Annotated in this window: 19 protein-coding genes and 1 pseudogene; 1 reads left to right on the top strand and 19 read right to left on the bottom strand. The window is 38.9% G+C overall.

Annotated features, from left to right (window positions below; translation table 11 throughout):
- Positions 1-82: 82 nt before the first annotated feature.
- The 16 genes and pseudogenes from AC1Q8N_RS19635 to nuoA all read right to left on the bottom strand — a co-directional run.
- Positions 83-550, bottom strand: a pseudogene (locus AC1Q8N_RS19635) (AMP-binding enzyme); the annotation flags it as partial.
- A gap of 103 nt (positions 551-653) precedes the next feature.
- A complete protein-coding gene (spoIID, locus tag AC1Q8N_RS19630; RefSeq protein ID WP_098075933.1) occupies positions 654-1,673 on the bottom strand; it encodes a stage II sporulation protein D in 1,020 nt (339 codons plus the stop codon).
- A gap of 208 nt (positions 1,674-1,881) precedes the next feature.
- Positions 1,882-3,186: a UDP-N-acetylglucosamine 1-carboxyvinyltransferase gene (murA, locus tag AC1Q8N_RS19625; protein WP_000411269.1), complete on the bottom strand. Its 1,305-nt coding sequence runs from the start codon at positions 3,184-3,186 to the stop codon at positions 1,882-1,884.
- 39 nt (positions 3,187-3,225) lie between these two features.
- Positions 3,226-3,930 (bottom strand): YwmB family TATA-box binding protein, encoded by a 705-nt coding sequence (locus AC1Q8N_RS19620; protein WP_371399382.1) that lies wholly within the window; start codon positions 3,928-3,930, stop codon positions 3,226-3,228.
- Positions 3,931-3,981: 51 nt separating this feature from the next.
- Positions 3,982-4,218, bottom strand: coding sequence for a DUF1146 family protein (locus AC1Q8N_RS19615; RefSeq protein WP_000940744.1), 237 nt, complete (start codon positions 4,216-4,218; stop codon positions 3,982-3,984).
- A gap of 216 nt (positions 4,219-4,434) precedes the next feature.
- Positions 4,435-5,949: an NADH-quinone oxidoreductase subunit NuoN gene (gene nuoN, locus AC1Q8N_RS19610; protein ID WP_327986646.1), complete on the bottom strand. Its 1,515-nt coding sequence runs from the start codon at positions 5,947-5,949 to the stop codon at positions 4,435-4,437.
- A 7-nt stretch (positions 5,950-5,956) separates the two neighbouring features.
- Positions 5,957-7,459 (bottom strand): NADH-quinone oxidoreductase subunit M, encoded by a 1,503-nt coding sequence (locus AC1Q8N_RS19605; RefSeq protein ID WP_493521327.1) that lies wholly within the window; start codon positions 7,457-7,459, stop codon positions 5,957-5,959.
- Positions 7,456-9,318, bottom strand: coding sequence for an NADH-quinone oxidoreductase subunit L (gene nuoL / locus AC1Q8N_RS19600; RefSeq protein WP_098075931.1), 1,863 nt, complete (start codon positions 9,316-9,318; stop codon positions 7,456-7,458). The genes AC1Q8N_RS19605 and nuoL overlap by 4 nt, the downstream gene beginning before the upstream one ends.
- Positions 9,319-9,347: 29 nt before the next feature.
- Positions 9,348-9,662, bottom strand: coding sequence for an NADH-quinone oxidoreductase subunit NuoK (gene nuoK / locus AC1Q8N_RS19595; protein WP_000100078.1), 315 nt, complete (start codon positions 9,660-9,662; stop codon positions 9,348-9,350).
- Positions 9,655-10,179, bottom strand: coding sequence for an NADH-quinone oxidoreductase subunit J (locus tag AC1Q8N_RS19590; RefSeq protein ID WP_048542672.1), 525 nt, complete (start codon positions 10,177-10,179; stop codon positions 9,655-9,657). The genes nuoK and AC1Q8N_RS19590 overlap by 8 nt, the downstream gene beginning before the upstream one ends.
- A complete protein-coding gene (gene nuoI, locus AC1Q8N_RS19585) occupies positions 10,176-10,595 on the bottom strand; it encodes an NADH-quinone oxidoreductase subunit NuoI (protein WP_000677191.1) in 420 nt (139 codons plus the stop codon). The genes AC1Q8N_RS19590 and nuoI overlap by 4 nt, the downstream gene beginning before the upstream one ends.
- Before the next feature lie 25 nt (positions 10,596-10,620).
- Positions 10,621-11,622: an NADH-quinone oxidoreductase subunit NuoH gene (nuoH, locus tag AC1Q8N_RS19580; protein WP_000573437.1), complete on the bottom strand. Its 1,002-nt coding sequence runs from the start codon at positions 11,620-11,622 to the stop codon at positions 10,621-10,623.
- A complete protein-coding gene (gene nuoD, locus AC1Q8N_RS19575) occupies positions 11,622-12,722 on the bottom strand; it encodes an NADH-quinone oxidoreductase subunit NuoD (protein ID WP_000621434.1) in 1,101 nt (366 codons plus the stop codon). Before nuoD ends, nuoH begins: the two co-directional genes overlap by 1 nt.
- A gap of 3 nt (positions 12,723-12,725) precedes the next feature.
- Positions 12,726-13,895 (bottom strand): NADH-quinone oxidoreductase subunit C, encoded by a 1,170-nt coding sequence (locus AC1Q8N_RS19570; RefSeq protein WP_493521326.1) that lies wholly within the window; start codon positions 13,893-13,895, stop codon positions 12,726-12,728.
- A complete protein-coding gene (gene nuoB, locus AC1Q8N_RS19565) occupies positions 13,892-14,410 on the bottom strand; it encodes an NADH-quinone oxidoreductase subunit NuoB (protein WP_000236331.1) in 519 nt (172 codons plus the stop codon). The genes AC1Q8N_RS19570 and nuoB overlap by 4 nt, the downstream gene beginning before the upstream one ends.
- Complete coding sequence (gene nuoA / locus AC1Q8N_RS19560; RefSeq protein ID WP_000179270.1) at positions 14,401-14,769, bottom strand: NADH-quinone oxidoreductase subunit NuoA; 369 nt, start codon at positions 14,767-14,769, stop codon at positions 14,401-14,403. The genes nuoB and nuoA overlap by 10 nt, the downstream gene beginning before the upstream one ends.
- 289 nt (positions 14,770-15,058) lie before the next feature.
- Between nuoA and AC1Q8N_RS19555 the strand changes: the two genes are divergently transcribed.
- Entirely contained in the window at positions 15,059-17,788 is a 2,730-nt protein-coding gene (locus AC1Q8N_RS19555) for a putative bifunctional diguanylate cyclase/phosphodiesterase (protein ID WP_493521325.1), read from the top strand.
- Positions 17,789-17,804: 16 nt separating this feature from the next.
- Here the strand turns inward: AC1Q8N_RS19555 and AC1Q8N_RS19550 are convergent, their stop codons facing one another.
- From AC1Q8N_RS19550 to atpC, 3 genes are all read right to left on the bottom strand, one after another.
- Positions 17,805-18,458 (bottom strand): DUF975 family protein, encoded by a 654-nt coding sequence (locus tag AC1Q8N_RS19550; RefSeq protein ID WP_048542679.1) that lies wholly within the window; start codon positions 18,456-18,458, stop codon positions 17,805-17,807.
- 47 nt (positions 18,459-18,505) lie between these two features.
- Positions 18,506-19,288, bottom strand: a complete 783-nt coding sequence (locus tag AC1Q8N_RS19545) for a DUF975 family protein (protein ID WP_000578786.1) — start codon at positions 19,286-19,288, stop codon at positions 18,506-18,508.
- A gap of 130 nt (positions 19,289-19,418) precedes the next feature.
- A complete protein-coding gene (gene atpC, locus AC1Q8N_RS19540; protein WP_000847206.1) occupies positions 19,419-19,820 on the bottom strand; it encodes a F0F1 ATP synthase subunit epsilon in 402 nt (133 codons plus the stop codon).
- Between the last annotated feature and the right edge of the window lie 9 nt (positions 19,821-19,829).

Raw genomic sequence — 19,829 nt, 5'->3', positions numbered from 1 at the left:
CCAAACAATTAATGGAAATTTTTGATATTTTATGAAGTATCATAAAAAGAAGGCTATCCAAATGAAAGGATAGCCTTCTTCTCTAGTTTTGCTCTATATACGTCTTGAGCTGATCACGCAGCGCTTTCTTTAAGAATTTCCCTACAGATGTTTTCGGAATTTCGTTTACAAATAAAATATCTTCTAGCATCCACCATTTTGGAAAATCTGCTTCTAGTAAAGTATACAGATCTTCTCTTTCTACTGCTTGTCCCTCTTTTAGTACAACGCAAGCAACGGGACGTTCTTGCCACTTTTCATGCGGCACCGCCACAACAGATGCTTCTAACACTTTATCATGTGACATTAAAGCATTTTCTAAATCTAAGGAAGAAATCTATTCGCCTCCACTTTTAATTAAATCTTTCGTACGATCAGCAATCTTAATAGATCCTTCCGAATCAACCGTGACAATGTCTCCTGTATAGAGCCAACCGTCTTTCATTGATTCTTCTGTACGTTCATCCTTATAATAGCTTCCAGCAATCCATAGGCCCTTTAAACAGAGTTCTGTCACCACTGAACATTGACGATTTTTTTAATATATCTATTAACCTATCCACTAACAAAAGAAAACCGTCCCAACATACCTCTTGGAACGGTCTCTTTTCCCTCTACTTCTTCACCATTAACTTTCCTTCATAATCATTCATCGACTTTATTTCGACACCCTTATAATAATGAGCAACGATATCTGTATATTTCTTACCTTCCGCTGCCATGCCATTCGCTCCATATTGACTCATACCAACGCCGTGGCCGAAGCCTTTCGTCGTAACAATGATTTTATCTCCATCTTGTTTCCACGTGAAGTCAGAAGAGCGTAAATCTAACTTTTCACGAACTTCTTTTCCGGTTAATGTTTTCCCTTGAAATGCTACATCTTTTACTCGCTTTCCTTCCGTAAGATCTTTAATATTTCCAACCTTCCCGTCTGCCAACACCTTCACACCGAGACGCTTTTGAAAGTCAGCTACTGTAAAGGTTTGCTCGCTCGTAAATTTTGGAGAGGCTTGATCCCACGGACTATCTACGCTCTTTAAGTACGGATAATCATTTCCCCAATAATCAGCCGCATTTTCTGTCCGGCCATTACTCGTTGAGAAGAAGGATGCTGAGATTGGTTTTCCATCATACGTTAAAACTTGTCCTGCGGTTTTCGAAACGGCTTCTTCGATTTTTTTCAAGTTATTTTCGTAGTTATTACCCCATTGTTTCTTCAATTCTTCTTTACTTTTGTACACTTGATCTTTCACCGTATCTGTCACGTCCGCATTGTTTTTCTTTCCTCCGCTTAGCATACGCTGTACCACAAATGTTCTCGCTGCTAATGCCTGCGCCTTTAGCGCCTCTATTTCAAAACTGGCATTCATCTCAGAAGCTACTACACCGGTCACATACTCCTCCATAGGTAATGTATCTACCTTCTTTTGCTGATCACGATATACAGCAACTTGAACCGCTGTATCCACTTTCCCTGGAGCTGGTATACTTTCTATTGCTGGAGGAGTTTTAGAAGCTGCTTCTTCCCCTACTTTTGCTTTCGCAAACGGAATAACAAGAGCAGCAGGTACAATGATAACGAGCGCTATGAGAAGCGCTACTGTGATAAAAAGTGGCTTTGAAAATTTCATCTTATTTCCCCCAATATCCAAAAGCTTTACTCCATTCATTCTTATGGAACAACTCTTCCTTTTAGAACATACTTAAGGGGGAAGTAGCTAAAACGAAAATTTTCTAAATATTTTTACTGGTACGTGCATAAGTATAGAATTTATTGACTATAACAGTAATAACCCAAAAAAATAGTCCCTACGTCAAAAGACGTAGAGACTATTTCAATTAAGCGTGAAGATCAGAAACTTCTTGTTCTTTCACTTCTTCTACTTTTTCGTTTACACGTTCAATAGTTGCACCTAATGCAGCTAATTTCTTATGGAAATCTACATAACCACGGTCAAGATGCTTTAACTCAGTTACACGAGTGTAACCTTCAGATACTAAACCAGCTAAGATTAATGCAGCAGCAGCACGTAAGTCAGTTGCGCCTACTTCAGCACCTTGTAAGCTGTTTGGACCGTTCATAATAACAGAACGACCTTCGATTTTAATATCAGCATTCATACGACGGAATTCTTCAACGTGCATAAAGCGGTTTTCGAATACCGTTTCTGTAATCATACTTGTTCCATCAGCTTGTAGTAATAATGCCATCATTTGTGATTGCATGTCTGTTGGGAAACCTGGGTGAGGCATAGTTTTAATATCAACCGCTTTTAACTTATCTGGGCCGATAACACGTACACCTTCATTTTCCTCAATAACTTTAACACCCATTTCTTCCATTTTCGCTGTAATTGAGCGTAAATGTTCAGGTACAGCATTTTCAATTAAGATGTCTCCACCAGTAATTGCCGCTGCAACCATGAATGTTCCCGCTTCAATACGGTCAGGAATAATAGAGTGGTTTCCACCATATAATTTATCAACGCCTTCGATACGAATCGTTCCAGTTCCAGCTCCGCGTACTTTCGCTCCCATCGCATTTAAGAAGTTAGCTAAGTCAACGATTTCTGGTTCTTTCGCTGCGTTTTCAAGGATTGTTGTCCCTTTTGCTAATGTAGCTGCAGACATAATGTTTTCTGTCGCGCCCACGCTTGGGAAGTCTAAATAAATTTTAGCTCCTTTTAGTTCTCCCTCAACGTATGCCTCAACAAAACCATTACCAACCTGTACTTTTGCTCCCATTGCTTCGAAGCCTTTTAAATGTTGGTCAATTGGACGTGAACCAATTGCACATCCACCAGGAAGCGCAATACGAGCACGGCCGTTACGTGCAAGTAATGGTCCCATTACTTGAACAGATGCACGCATTTTACGTACATATTCAAATGGTGCTTCAATGTTTAGTTCTTTAGAAGCATCGATTGTTACTTGGTTATTTTCAAATACGACTTCAGCATTTAAATGACGTAATACCTCATTAATTGTGTATACATCAGACAAAACTGGTACTTCAGATAGTACATTCTTTCCATCACTCGCTAATAGGGCTGCAGCGATTATAGGTAATACAGCATTTTTTGCGCCCTCAACACGCACTGTGCCGTTTAACCGCTTTCCGCCACGGACGATGATCTTTTCCAAATTATTCCCCTCCGTGTCCTTTTTTCAGTATCTATTCACTCAATACTCAGAAGTTATGATCGGTGTGCCAACCACAATTGTATCTTTGTTGTCTGTAGAACGTATTGCTATTTGCACATTTATTTTCTCTCTATTTGTTGAAAGAGCGTCATCCCACTTTTTATTGTATGCGGAGACTGACACAAATGCTCTTTCTTCTATCTGTTCGATCGCTCTTGCTGAAAGATCTTTCAAAAACTGATTGGTTTTATTTTGCAAAACACCTTCAATCTTATCATTCAGTACACCTTGAACACAAGTGTAAATTATAGGTTTTTCACTAAAAATTTTATTTGTTTTCTGAATGTACTTCGGGTCCCATTTCGCCCCGCTTACTTCAAAAATAATGAAAGTGTTTTCTTTAGTATTTTCCTTACTCCATGTTACTACTACTCGTTCTTCATAAGAAGAAAACTTTTTATAGGATGTAGCTTTATATCCATCTGGAGATTGCTCTAATTCCCACTTTTGAATATTCGCCTTGTCCTTCACATCGTTTAACAACTTTTGAAACGTATGTATATTAGAAATTGTTTTTGTTTCTCGCGCTAACCATGACCACTTCTCTACTTTAGCATCATTTTTCTCTAAAGTTGCAATCATGCTCTCCATTTTCTGTTCATCGCTGATCGGTTTCATCTCTCTATATCCAACCAAAAATAAAACAACACTTATCACAACAATAAGAATGGCTTTAAGCTTCAATTTCATCCCCTCCTATCCCCATTGTTAACGGAGATATGAGGTTCTATACACTTACTTTACTAAATACGTTAAACTCTTTGAATAGCCTAAATAATCAAGGAAAAAGTTACTTACAGATGTCCCAATTGCAATTGTAATTAGGATGAGTAACACTCGCGTCTGCATCACTTTTCCAGACTTCATTAAACGCTCAATGTGAACACCTTGTAAGGCCCACCACGTAATGGTAATAAACAATAAATGCGAAACAATGGCAATCAGTGCTTGTTGCCCTAAAAGATGTGCCAAAAAATCGACCCCTTTTTACCCAGCTACTACTTACGAAATACTATAAAAACGATACCATGATAAGTAGGAGCCACACTTTTTCAAATACAAATAAGCATCTTACATTTCACATCGTAATTTGCTCTCAAAAAAAAACATATACCTACATGCATTTTCAATTGTAATTCACACAAAATAAAAAGCGCAGAGTAACAACTCCACACCTTTTATTTTCACTTATTGTACCACGTTCCCTAAGAAGAAGAAATCCTTCATTAATGGAAAATATTCATAAAAGAAATTGTATCCAATCATCGGCATAATCCCTAGTATTACAATCGAGATTGCACAAAGGCTCATAACAACCTTTATATTCAATGGCAAACGAATTTTCTCTTCCACTTCTCCCGTCCGGAAAAACATTTGCTGTAGAATACGGAAATAATATACAAATGAGATGACTGTCGTCCCCATCATAATAGAAGCTAGTACGTAATGAGCTGGCTCTACATGCAGTGCACCTAAAAAGATGTTAATTTTCCCGATGAAACCAGCTGTTCCTGGTATTCCGGCCAACGATAATATAAAAATCGTCATCACTATCGCTGTAAATGGCGACCTTTTATATAATCCGGTGAAAATGGTAATGTTTTCTTTGTCGCTTTGTAAGATTAAGCCGTGAATAATTGCAAATGCACCTATATTCATAAGCATATACGCAAGCATGTAAAACCACATGCTATCCATCGTAAATGGTGATAATGCTACAAGCGGAACGAGTAAATACCCCGCATGTGCGATTCCCGAATAGGCAAATAGGCGTTTTACGTTATATTGCTTTAACGCTACTACGTTTCCAATAATCATCGTAATACTCGCTAGTACTGCAATGTATATGCTCATACGTCCGTATAAAGATTGCACGTCTCCTTGCACCGATACACTTGCAAAAACCATGAGAAACAGACGAATAATGAGTAAGAATCCAGCAATTTTAGAAATCGTCCCGAGAAAAGCAGTAACAGGCGTAGCCGCTCCCTCATACACATCTGGTGCCCACATATGAAACGGCACTGTCGCAATTTTAAACGAGAGTCCAACGAGTAATAGTAGAAATGCGAGAGCTAACAATAACTGAATACCACCAGCAAGCTCCCCTGCGAATACTTTTTGCATGTCCACGATATTAGTTGATCCTGTAATACCGTATAAATAACTCATTCCAAAGAGCGTAATTGCCGTGCCAATACCGCCATTAATGACATATTTCATGGCCGCCTCGTTTGACGCACGGTTCCTTTTTCGTATTCCTACTAAAATATATGAAGAAAGTGAAAGCAATTCTAAACCGACGAAAAGTGTAATGAAGTCAACACTAGAGGCCATAAACATAGCCCCAAGAAGTGCCATTAAAAATAAGTAATAATATTCTCCCTTATCTTCAATTGGATTCTTCTTATCATCGCTCATGGCGGTGCATAAGATGAGGGCCGCTCCGCCTAATAACAACGTTTTAAACCCTTTTGAAAACCCATCTAACACAAACGATCCATTTAAAATATCTCCTGTCGGTTCACCGTATAGCGTGATTAACGACACGATTGCTAATATGACGGCTGCGATTGCACTAAGCGCTACATATCTATGGTTCAGCTTAAAAAATAAATCACATATGGAAAGAAGGATGGCTGCTCCGAGAATAATGAATTCTGGCACCATGAGATGCCATGATAAGCTAAGTAACGTATTCATATCCATCCTACTTCACCCCCAATGTTTTCAATGTATTTTGAAGCGGATCCCCTAGTATTTCTGGCATTACTCCAATTGCAATAATGCAGAAGATAAGTAGCAATATAGGCACATACTCCCAACCGTGTATATCAGCTTTCGCCTCCCACTCTTTCTTACCAAATGTTACTTGAAGCGTTGCTCTTAATACGTATACAGCGGTTAAAATGATGCCAAGTACACCGACTGCAGCAATGACTGGCTCCCCTTGGAATAAACCGAGAAAGGCAAGAAACTCGCTAACAAATCCAGACATTCCTGGCAATCCAAGCGATGCCATTCCTCCTGCTAAGAAGAATCCGCTAAGTACCGGGACACTTTTTGCGAGTCCGCCAAGCGCTGTAATGTCCGACGTTCCAAAGCGCTGTTCTATAACGCCAAGTAAGAAGAAGAGTAAGGCCGCAATTAAACCGTGAGAGACAACTTGGAATAGTGCCCCTTGTGTACCTGGTGCATTTAACGCCGCAAGGCCCATTAATACGATGCCCATATGCGAAATACTAGAGTAAGCAAGCACCTTCCGAAAGTCCGTTTGAATGAGCGCTAAGAAGGCTCCGTACAATAAATTGATGACTCCTAAAATCGCAATAAGCGTTGCAAACTCGCGAAAGTATTCCGGGAATAGCCCCTTTCCGAAACGAATCATACCGTATGCCCCAATCTTCAGTAAAACGCCCGCGTGAAGCATAACTACAGCCGGATGCGCTTCAACATGCACATTGACCATCCAGCGATGTAGCGGGAAAACGGGTAGTTTAATCGCAAAGGCAATCATTATGGCAAGAAACAAACCGAACTGTAAGCTGCTTGAGACAGTCATTCCTCCCCCAGCACCTACACTCGTTAATATTTCTTTAAGCTCTGTAATATTTGTTGTACCTGTTTTTGCAAATAAAACTGAGAAAACGATGAGTAAAATAGCGGAGCCAATACCGTTATATATTAAATAACTATAAGCAGCCTTTTCACTCGACAATTTCCCCCACTTTCCAATTAATAAAAACATTGGAGGCAACGTAACTTCAAAGAAGATAAAGAACAACATTAAATTTTGAGCAGCGAAGACGCCGAGCATCCCTATTTCTAACATGAGTAGCAGCATATAAAAAGCTTTCAAGTTTCTTTTAATAGTAAATGCCGCAATTGCTGCAAGCATCGCTAGAAGAGCTGTCAGCACCATCATAACGAGCGATAAACCATCAATACCGAGCTCGTAATAAATGGAAAACCATCTTTTATCCACCGCTGCAAAATCCCCAAATTTAATCCATTTCACTTTTTCATCGAATAGCGACAAACTCTTTCCAGAAGCATATGTACAAGCGAGGACGATAGCGATTCCAAATGGAAGCGCCGTCCCAAATAAACCAAGCGCTCGCACAGTACGCGATTCTTTTTTTGGCGTTAATACAAGTAAGAGAATTCCTAAAAGCGGGGAAAAAATGAAGAACGTTAATAACAAATCATTCATCGTAAATCCCCTCCCGTATAGAGCAAAATAATGACGAGTAATGCAAGTGAAACAGCTGTTACAGTGCCGTACACTTGTACATTTCCGTTTTGGAGTCTAGAACCGAGTCCGCTTAGCCCTTTAATTAGACTCCCTATTAAAACGGCAATTCCTTCGACTACATACGCCTCAAATAAGCGAAGCACATGGGCGATTCCCTTCGTAATAGGGATCACCGTCATATTGTATAGTTCATCCACATAATATTTTTCTTTCAAAAGGTTATAAAGAGGTGTTCCATCGCCACCTGCCCAATCTCTAGAAATAGATTTCTTACCATATATGAAATATGCGAGAGCAATCCCAGCCAAGGAAACGAGCGTCGCAACAATCATAATCCAAACTGGTCCATGTGCCTCTCGCGCTTTAAATGCTACATCTTTCGTAAGCCAATCCCCGAGAAACGTCCCAAACCACGGTGTATTTATATAACCTGCCACTACTGCAAGGACCCCGAGAACGATCATCGGATACGTCATAATGCGGGGCGATTCATGCACATCTTCCTTTGTCTTTGCTTCCCCAGTAAAAACAAGGAAGTAGAGCCGGAACATGTAGAATGCTGTTAAAAATGCTGCAATTACTGCTAATATGAATAAAACGTAATTGCCATTCATCCAAGTCACCGCTAAAATTTCATCTTTACTAAAGAAACCAGAAAGGAGTGGCACCCCACTAATTGCAAGTGTACCGATTAAAAATAGTGCACCCGTTACTTTCATCTTCTTCTGTAAACCGCCCATTTTATTAATGTCTTGCGTATGCACTGCATGAATGACACTTCCTGCCGCCAAAAATAGTAGCGCTTTAAAAAAAGCGTGTGTCGTTAAATGGAAAACACCAGCTACATAACCAGCAGATCCTAATGCGAGCATCATATAACCTAGCTGGCTAACTGTAGAATAAGCAAGCACTCTCTTTATATCCGTTTGAACAAGACCGATAGAAGCCGCAAAGATTGCGGTGAAAGCTCCAACGATTGCCACCGTCTGCATCGCCACCGCACTTGCTGAAAATAGTGGGAACATCGTCGCCACTAAATACACGCCAGCTGCGACCATCGTCGCCGCATGAATAAGTGCCGAAACAGGAGTCGGCCCTTCCATCGCATCTGGTAACCACGTATGAAGCGGGAACTGACCCGACTTCCCCATCGCCCCGATAAAAATTAATATCGCTGTTATTGTAATCATCGTAGGGGTAAGATCCCCCGTATGAATCGCCCTAAATATTGCGTCATATTCAAAACTACCTGCATGCCAGAAAATTAAGATCATCCCAATAAATAAACCGACATCTCCAATACGAGTCATAATAAAAGCCTTTTTCGCAGCAGCCTTCGCTTCTTCTTTAAAGAAATAAAAACCGATGAGTAAAAATGAACCAAGGCCGACTAGCTCCCAAAATATATAAAGCTGTAATAAATTCGGTGATATAACGAGCCCGAGCATTGCAAATGTAAAGAGCCCTAAATAGGCATAGAAGGTTGTTAATCTTTCATCACCTTTCATATAACCTTTCGAATACACATGTACAAGTAAACTCACAAGTGTAACGATAAACAGCATTAAAGCCCCTAATGCAGTCACTTCAAAGCCAAATGATATATCAATATCTCCCGTTCTAAGCCATACCCACTTATGCTTCAATCCTACTTTCGAAAACCGTTCTATTAATACAAGTACCGCAAATATAAAGGAGAGAAAGACGAGGAAAATACTAAGTACACTGCTTCCTTCTCTAATTTTCTTCCCGAATATAAGTAATAAAAAAAACGAAACAAGCGGGAAAAGCGGTATGAGCCATGCATAATCGATCATTGTTTCCTTCCCCCTTTTCGGTCACAATGTTATCCTTTGAGCGTATCCATTTCATCTACATGAACCGTCGTACGATTACGATACAAAGCAATTAAAATGGCGAGTCCTACCGCCGCCTCCGCTGCTGCTACAGCCATCGTAAACAGAGAGAAAATTTGCCCTGTTAAATTCGGGAACAAACCTAATTTACTAAACGCGACTAAATTTAAATTGGCCGCGTTAAGCATTAATTCAATACAAACTAATACAATCACTGTATTTCGCTTCGTTAAAGCTCCAAACAAACCGATGCAAAACAAAATAATCGCAAGCGTTAAATATGCAGAAGCTGGAACGCTACTCATTGGAATCCTCCTCTTTCTCATCCTTCTTCGCAAGTACAATCGCGCCAACAAGTGCTACAAGTAAAATGACTGAGGTTAACTCAAATGGAATAATATATTTCGAATAGAGAAGTGTACCGATTTGAAGTGTGTTTTTTTCATGGAGAGGTAAACTTCCTTGTGTGCTTTCATTTGCAAAATCAATATTGTTAACAGCAAAATACATAACTGCCCCAAATGCTACAACCGCAAAGAAGATAATCCATTTTCGAAGAGTAAGACGCGATTCATTTTCTGCGTTATGTTGCGTTAACATAATGCCAAAAATCATAATAATTGTAATCGCACCGGAGTAAAGTAAAATTTGTGCAACTCCGATAAATTCGGCCGATAAAAGAAAGTACAAACCTGCGATACTAAGAAATGTCAGAACGAGAGCTAGCATCATATGCATGACTTTCGTTAAGTTCAACATAAGAACACCGCCGATAATTGCAGACAAGGATAGTATGAAGAATGCTACAAACTCGCCATTCATGCTTTATTCTCCTTCCTGACGTTTTCGTCGTTTTCGTCAAGCCACTGCAAATTTTTAAATAAATCATCACGTGAATATTCCGCGAGCTCAAAGTTATTTGTCATAACAATCGCCTCTGTCGGACAAACTTCTGTACATAAATCACACAGAATACAAATTTCAAAATTAATATCATACGTGTCGATAATTTTTCCTTTTTTCGTAGGATCCGGATGTTTTTTTCCTGTTAACTGAATACAGTCTGTCGGACAAATGTTGGAGCATTGGTTACAAACAATACACTTTTCTGGATAAAACTTTTGAATGCCTCGAAAGCGGTCTGGCAACGGCAACGGTTGATTCGGATAATCGTAAGTCACCTTCTTCTTACTCAAATTGCTTAATGTATATTTTAATCCTTTAAATAGTCCTTTCATCTCTTACTGGCACCCCCCTCATAGATTAGAAGAATAACTCCTTAATCAATGCCGTTAAGAAAATATTCGCAAGTGCAATTGGCAATAATACTTTCCAGCCAAACTCCATTAACTGGTCACCTCTTATACGCGGAAACGTAACGCGGAACCAAATTAATAGAAAGACTACACTGCTAAATTTCAAAGCAAACCATACAGCTCCTGGGATAAATCCAAGGAACATAACTGGATTCCATCCGCCTAAAAAGAGCACTGTAATTAAAGATGCCATTCCGAAGAAATATACGTACTCTGAAAGCATGAAAAACGCCCATCGAAACCCTGAGTATTCCGTATGATATCCAGAAACAAGTTCCGATTCTGCTTCTGGTAAATCAAACGGCGTCCTATTTAACTCTGCTACCGCCGCGATTAAGAAAACGACGAAACCGATTGGCTGCACGAAAATGTACCAAACATTCTCCTGCGCCGCTACAATTTCATTTAAATTCAGGCTACCAGCTAACAAAACGACGCCAATTACACTCATTACGAGCGGAATTTCATAAGAAATCATTTGCGCCGCCGCACGCATCCCTCCTAAAAGGGAATATTTATTATTTGATGCCCACCCCCCGGTTACGACACCAATCGTCGTAATGCCAGAAACAGCAATGTAATACAGTAAGCCTACGCCAATATCCGCGAACTGAAATTTATCAGTAAACGGGATGACTGCAAGCACCATAAATGCCGGTGCGAATGCAATAACAGGCGCTAATATAAACAACGGTTTATCTGCCGCTTTCGGAATACTATCTTCTTTCAGTAATAGTTTTAAAACATCAGCTACCGTTTGCAGTAAACCGAACCGGCCCCCAACTTGGTTTGGGCCAATCCGCCCTTGCATAAAACCCATCACTTTCCGCTCTGCCAAAATACCATATGTAACGAAGCCAAGGACCGCAAATAGTAGAAGCACCGCTAACCCGAAAAAAATGAAGAAATTCGTCCAGCTTGAAGGTGATTGTAAGAGCGTTTCAATCATTAGCCATCAACCTCCCCAAGTACAATATCAACTCCACCTAAAATCGTAATTAAATTGGCGATGTTTTCACCTTTCAATAACTTCGGTAAAATTTGCAAATTGTAAAAAGACGGCCTGCGAAACTTCAAGCGGTACGGCTCTTTCTTTCCATCACTAGCAATATAGCAACCAATCTCTCCTCGCGGCGATTCTATACGGACGAACGCTTCCCCTTTAGGCGCCTTAATGATTTTCGGCACTTTAGCTAGCACAGCTCCGTCTTTCGGGAACTGCTGGACAGCTTGCTCAACAATTTTTAATGACTCCTCAATCTCTTGCATGCGGCAAACGTAACGATCCCAAGCATCTCCCACACTCCCAACAGGAATATCGAAATCAAAACGATCATAAATGGAGTACGGTTCATCCTTGCGAAGATCCCAGTTTACTCCGGTACACCGCAAATTCGCTCCGCTTAAAGAATACGAAATCGCTTCTTCCGCGCTATATATACCAACGCCTTTTACGCGATTTAAGAAAATCTCATTACCGCTAACGAGATCATGATAACCTGCCAATTGCTCTCGCATATACGGAACAAACTCTTCCACTTTTTCAATCCAACCGTCCGGCGCATCCCACTTTACACCCCCGACTCTCATATAGTTAAAAGTAAGACGGGCACCGCATAATTCGTTTAATAAATTTATAATCATCTCTCGTTCACGAAACGCGTATAAAAACGGGCTGACCGCTCCTATATCAAGAAGATTTGTCCCCCACCAAACGAGGTGGCTCGCAATCCTTCCAAGCTCCATTGCAAGTACTCGTAAGTATTCGGCCCGCTCCGGGATTTCAAGCCCCATCATCGTCTCTACAGCATGGCAAATGACGTAATTATTCGTCATGGCGGATAAATAGTCCATTCGATCTGTATAAGGGATAATTTGCGTATACTGTAAGCTCTCGGCAATCTTTTCGGTCCCGCGATGCAAATATCCAATAACTGGTGTAGCTTCTTTAATAATTTCCCCGTCAATCTTAATAACAAGCCTGAACACACCATGCGTACTCGGATGCTGAGGCCCTACATTCAAAAGCATTTCTTCCGTACGGATCATAAGCTACACCTCCACATCATACGGTTCATAATCTTTCCGAAGCGGATACCCTATCCAATCATCAGGCATTAAAATACGTGATAAATTCGGATGTCCCTTAAATACAATGCCGAGCAAATCATACGCTTCTCGCTCTGGCCAGTCCGCTCCTTTCCAAAGCGCTGCAACCGACTCTACTTCTGGTGCTTCCCTATCCAACTTCACCTTCACCGCTACTGACTGTTTCTTTCCATATGAAAATAAATGAACATACACTTCCATATGTGTCACAAAATCCGTCGCATGTAGCTCTGACATATAATCAAAAGCAAGTCCCTCATGAAATCGCAGTAACTCCATTACTTCATAATATTTTGCGGGATCCACAACAAGAGTTGGCACGTCTTTTGAAAGTTTATTAATGTAGGAATCTACTAATGCACCTTCGCCTTTTTCCCCCTTAATAAATTCAACATACTGATTTAAATACGGCTGATTCACGGATGGCTCTTCCTGCTTCGGCTCCTCTTCCGCTTTACCTTCAGCGCCCCTTATCTTCGCCCTTGCTGCCGCTGCCGCTTTTGCCTTCGCTGCTGCAATTGCCTTCGCCTTTTCATCTTCTGAATCCTCATTACCTTGCGAGGCCTTCTGCTTCGCTAAAGCCGCCGCTTTTGCCTTTGCTACCGCCACGGCCTTCGCCTTTGCTTTTGCCCTTTCTTCTTCCGTTACCTCTTCTGTTCCTTCTTTTTTTTGCTTTGCTAACGCTGCCACTTTTGCTTTTGCCGCTGCGGCTGCCTTCGCTTTCGCTTTGGCCTTTTCTTCTTCCGTTACTTCTTCGATTCCTTCTCTTTTTTGCTTCGCTAATGCTGCCACTTTTGCTTTCGCGGCTGCGGCTGCCTTCGCCTTCGCCTTCGCTTTGGCCCTTTCTTCTTCCGTTACCTCTTCTGTTCCTTCTTTTTTTTGCTTTGCTAACGCTGCCGCTTTTGCTTTCGCGGCTGCTGCTGCACGTCGTTTTGTTTCTTCCACAGTTATATCATCATTTTTTGGTAGCGCTTTCTCTTTTTCTCGATTTTCTTCCTCAAGTTTACTTATTTCCGCATCATGTTTCGCAACGAGACGCTTTCTCGCCTCTTCTTTCGCATGCCTAGCCGCTTCTCTTTTCAAATCCTCTAGATTTTTATTTGGATCACTCATTTATTCGTCACCTGCTTTCCCGTCTTTGCCTCGTAACGAATTTTTTCTTTCAATTTATTAATTCCATAAATTAAAGCAGCAGGATTGGGTGGGCAACCAGGAATATACACATCAACTGGTACAATTTGATCCACACCTTTCACAACAGCGTACGAATTTACATATGGGCCACCTGCTGTCGCACAAGATCCCATTGCAATAACCCATTTTGGTTCGGGCATTTGATCATATAAACGCCGAACAATAGGAGCCATCTTCTTCGTTACTGTTCCCGACACAATCATAACGTCCGATTGCCTTGGCGATGTCCGAAAAAATGACCCAAATCGATCTAAATCGTAATGTGATGAACCTACTCCCATCATTTCAATTGCACAGCATGCCAGTCCGAATGTCATCGGCCATAAAGAATTGCTTCGTGCCCATCCTTTTAACTGCTCCAATGTAGAAAAAAAGATATTTCGTTCTAATTCCGCCCGCTCATTTGGATGTAATTCCTCAAAATTTATAACCATTGTAACACCTTCTTTTTCCAAGCATACGCTAATCCAACTAGCAACATTACAACAAAGATGAGCATTTCAATCAGTGCAAATAAACCGAGCTTGTCATATGCAACAGCCCATGGATATAAAAATAAAGTTTCTACATCAAAGATGACAAACAATAAAGCAAAAATATAATAACGAGCATGAAACCGAATATTTGCATCATGAAAAGGCTCAATCCCACTCTCATACGTCGTCGCTTTCGCTGCACTTGGTTTGTTTGGACGCAGCATCTTTCCTAATGTAAGAGCCACTACCGGCAGCAATATACCTAATAGCAAGAAAATCAAAACGATCATATAACTATTTTCATATACACTTGCCATTGTGAAACCCTCCCCCCTGAATTAAGAACAAGTTCACTTAGTAAACAATATGTCCTAGTTGCAGTAATTATTATTTTTAAATTTTTCTAAATAATGCAACTATTTTAATCATTATAGCAAACTTCAAATTCCTATGTCGATATATTGGGGACCGAAACGAGAATTATTAAAATCTATTTTTATAACTCGCTATACCTGTGTAAAATAAGTATAGAAATTATATATATGTTTCAAGAAACAATAAAAAATAAAAAGAGGAATTTATATGTATATACCGTGGGTGAGATAAATGAAAAAACAAACACATGTAAGTATTCTTATAAGCATTATATTGTTATCTATAGCGATTCATTACGTGGCAATGCCTTTTCTATATGAATACTCATTTCCTTTTCAAATATTAATTGGAATGAGTACCTTATTCATTGATATTATCGCTTGTAGTTATATACTTTATTTTTCAAATAGGAAAGAAGGGTTACCTCGTTTATTTTGGACCATTTTATCTGTTGGAACCCTCTCTTATTTCATTGGTGATATGGTCGTTGCCTATCAACGTTTAATTTTAAAGGACTATTATACATTCGTTGATCCGTCCGATTTTTTTTACTTACTTTTTTTAATTAGCTTTGCATTTGCGTTTCTATATGAAATCATCTATAACCGCGATTTATTAGAAAAGCTTTTTATGATATGTGATATTTGTATTATTGTTACAGCACAATTCACTTTAAGTTACTACTTACTTATTGAACGCACCATTCACGTTTCTTCAACATCCTATATCGACATATTTGTTCAACTTACCTATCCAATGGCCGATTTGCTCTTTCTTCTCATAGGAATCAATCTGTTATTCAAGCCATTATCCTTATTATCCAAAAAAGTTGGTGCGCTTCTTGGCAGTGCTTTAATTTTATATGCTACTACAGATGCGATTTATGCTTATATTAAATACTTTATACCCGAGTATTCTATGTTTACAGTTACTCCTCTCTATCAAGTAACTTTAGTACTAGTAGCAATCGCCTGTATTCTGCATACAAAAGAACCCGAAAGACAAGAGCAAGTACTATTAACACCTAAACTTGGGGAATCGATCAGATTGTCATTACCTTATATTTCTGTAGTAATGCTTATTGTTTTTATACTAGTTGAATATGTTTTTGCACCTATTGTAGTAATCGGGCTGATCATAACTTTCTCCTTCGTTCTCATACGCCATAGTTTAGTTCGAAAACAAAATAAAATATTATTACTAGCTCAAATGCAATTCAACTCGGAACTCGAAAAACAAATTGAACTACGTACAGAAGATTTAGTAGAACAAAAAAATGAACTATATCATAACCAACAGATGTTTAAATCTTTATATGAGCATCATCCAGATCCAATCTTCACCTTAGATTTGTACGGTAATTTTCTCAAAGTGAATAACGCTGGTACTACTTTGCTCGGTTATCAAACGAATGAATTATTAAATCAACCTTACTATTCACTTATGTATGAAGAAGATTTGGAAGAAATCATTAGCGCCTTTCATCGGGTAAAAAAGGGGAAATCTATTTCTTTAGAAGTACGGGCATATCATAAGAATAGGGATATTTACTACTTGCATGTTACAGCAGTTCCTATCTTTTTAAAGGATCATATTTCTGGTGTTTATTTAATGATTAAAGATATTACGGAAAGCAAACATCAACAAGAACAAATTAATTTTCTAGCATATCATGATACTTTAACAGAGCTTGCAAATCGCCGTGCATTTCATCAATATGTAGAACAAGCAATTGCTCGATCCGAAATATCAAAAAGGCCTTTTGCTGTTATGTTTCTCGACCTAGACCGCTTTAAAGTTATTAACGATACCCTCGGTCATAGGGTAGGAGACCTTCTATTAATTGCCGTAGCAAAAAGACTAGAAAGACTATCGACACCAAATATGAAACTCGCCCGGCTAGCTGGGGATGAGTTCACAATCCTTATCGAAAATTATAAAAAAAGACCCGATGTAAAAAAAATGGCTGATACGATTGTAGCAGCCATGAACGAACCATTCGAAATTGAAAGTCAACATTTACAAATCTCACCGAGCATCGGGATTGCAATATATCCTGAAGCAGGTGAAGATCCATTGTCCATTTTACAGCATGCTGATATGGCCATGTACGAAGCAAAAAACAAAGGAAAAAATGGTAGCTCTCTGTACACGAAAGAATTGTATAAAAAAATGGAACGAAAAGCTCGAATTGAAAAAGATTTACCACTCGCTTTAGTAAATGAAGAATTTTATCTCGTTTATCAACCACAAATTGATATTACGACGAAAAAAGTTATTGGTGCTGAAGCATTAATACGCTGGAAACATCCACTCCTAGGTGACATTCCACCATGTGAGTTCATTCCAATTGTAGAGGAGACTCCGCAGGTTATTCCACTCGGTCATTGGGTATTAAAAGAATCTTGTCGCCAGTTAAAAATATGGCATACTTTCGGCTACACAGATTTAAAAATAAGTGTGAACTTATCAGCAAAGGAGTTCCAGCAAGATTATTTAATCAAGAACATTTCACAAATACTAACAGACATTAAAGTCGATCCAAAGCATGTAACACTTGAGCTAACAGAACGAATTGCAATGATCAACGAAAAAGAAACATTATCAAGACTAAAACAATTAAAGGAATATGGTATTCAAACGTCCATTGATGACTTCGGTACCGGCTATTCCTCTCTCGCTTATTTATCAATTTTCCCTATCGATACGTTAAAAGTACCGAGAGAATTTACACAACTAGCCGATCATCGGCCTGAGGAACGAGCTATCGTTTCCACTATCCTTTCCCTTGCAAATACTTTAAACCTCTCTGTCGTTGCTGAAGGAATTGAAACAGAAAAACAACTTAAGTTTCTACAAAAGAACAACTGTAAATATATGCAAGGTTACTATTTCAGTAAACCACTTACTAGTCATCAATTTATAAAATTTCTACAAAAAACACCCAGTATGAACCAATAGCTCATACTGGGTGTTTTTATAGTGTCGGAATTGTTTTCTCGTAATACTCCTCTGCAATTTCTTCATAAAAAGCTGCTGACGTCGTATAAAAATATGGAATTAGCCATAGGAATCCAATCCCTAACGTAATACAACTTAATATAAACCAACCAATAAAGCTTAAACATAAAATGAAATACTCCATCTTATGTCCATTCATCATACGACGACTTTCTGTAATAGCTTGATTTATGGAATACTCAGGATGATCATTTATTATAAAGTACGTCATCGCATAAGAAAATGATTTAATAATGCCTGGAATAATAAATAATAAAAACCATAAGAAAATATAAATGTTCACTACTATATATAATAAAAATGACTTTATAAACTTACTTCCTTCTGTAAACCATCTGAATATATGCCCAATACTCGCTTCTTTTTCACGAATGATATGTAGTGCTAAATGATAACCACCTAGCGTTAATGGACCTACCATCAATATTGTAATAACGTCTACTGAAAGTGAGTTATTTACTTCTTTCCAATCCCAAAATTGAAAGAAAATGAAATCAATACTAAAACTAAAAGCTGAAATAAGAATCGAAATCAGTAATGTTGCCCCGACAGCTAATCCCCATTTCCCTTCTAATGAATCTAGCGCTTCTCCTTTTAAATCACTAATCATATTGTTCCTCCTATACGTAATAACTCTATTAGTATAGCATGTTCCTACTACAATTCATCTTTTGAAAGATAGCGATAAAAATGCGCTGTCGTTGTACTCATATACGGACTAAGCCAAAGAAATCCTATTCCGAGTGTAAGAATCGCTAAAATACCCCATCCTATAAAACTAAGCCATAAAAGAAACAAATCTAACTTATGTCCCTTCATAAGATGCTTACTTTCTTTCATTGCTCGTGACACACTATACTCTGGATTTTCAATCATTACATAGTACGTCATCGCATAAGAAAAATACATCACAATCATAACAACGATTGAAATAGCTAATAGTACAAAGAAAGCGATAGTAAACGACGTATTTCCTTCTTCACCGAAAAATGCGAATAAGGCTACTAGCAACATTGGAATCCATGTACCTGTATATAATAAAATCGCAAGCATTGCCCACATCGTTTTCATCATTCTTTTAAAGCCACGAAATCCTTCGAATAAGTGATCTACTTTAGCACCTTCCCGTTTACTAATCTGTAAAAATACATTTGTATAACCGTATGATGTAATTCCATACGATGCGTTACTCAAAATTATTATGATGCAATAAAAAATACCAAATGTAATACCTGCTCCGATTGACATCGTTTCCTCTTCAACTGATCCAGTTAAGCTAACAACTAAGAAAAATATAATAATTCCTGGAATTAACATTATAAGCATTGCAGCCATTGAAACAACATAACTTAAAATAAAATATAAAATCGTTGATCCAACACCTAGCCCCCATTTTCCCTTTAAAGAGTGCAACGCTTCTCGTTTCATTTCACCGATCATTTCTTCATCCCCTTTATAAATTGTTGTACATTCTCTACTTATACAAGCATCAATATAATTATACCATTTTTGTAAAATTATCCATGAACTACATAAAAAAATCCGTAAAGGCAAAGCCTTTACGGATTTTTTATTTCATGTCGGAAACGTTTAAACGGTTCACAGCACGTTGTAATGCCATTTCTGCACGTCTAAAGTCAACATGTGCTTGTTTATCTTGCATACGTTGCTCAGCGCGACGCTTCGCTTCATTTGCACGATGGATATCGATATGGTTTGCTTCTTCAGCAGATGATGATAATACAGTTACTTTATCTGGACGAACTTCGATAAAGCCACCGCTTACTGCTACATAATCAGTGTGTCCACCATGTTTCAGACGAACTGCACTAATTTTTAATGGTGCAACAGTTGGAATGTGACCTGGTAAGATCCCCATTTCCCCACTCTCTGCTTTTACGCTTACCATTTCTACTTCTTTTTCGTAAACCGGTCCATCAGGAGTTACAATACTGACTGGAAATGTCTTCATAATTCGTCC

Source organism: Bacillus sp. GW823-FHT06B01, from assembly GCF_058952315.1.
This window is presented reverse-complemented; position numbering and strand designations above follow the sequence as displayed.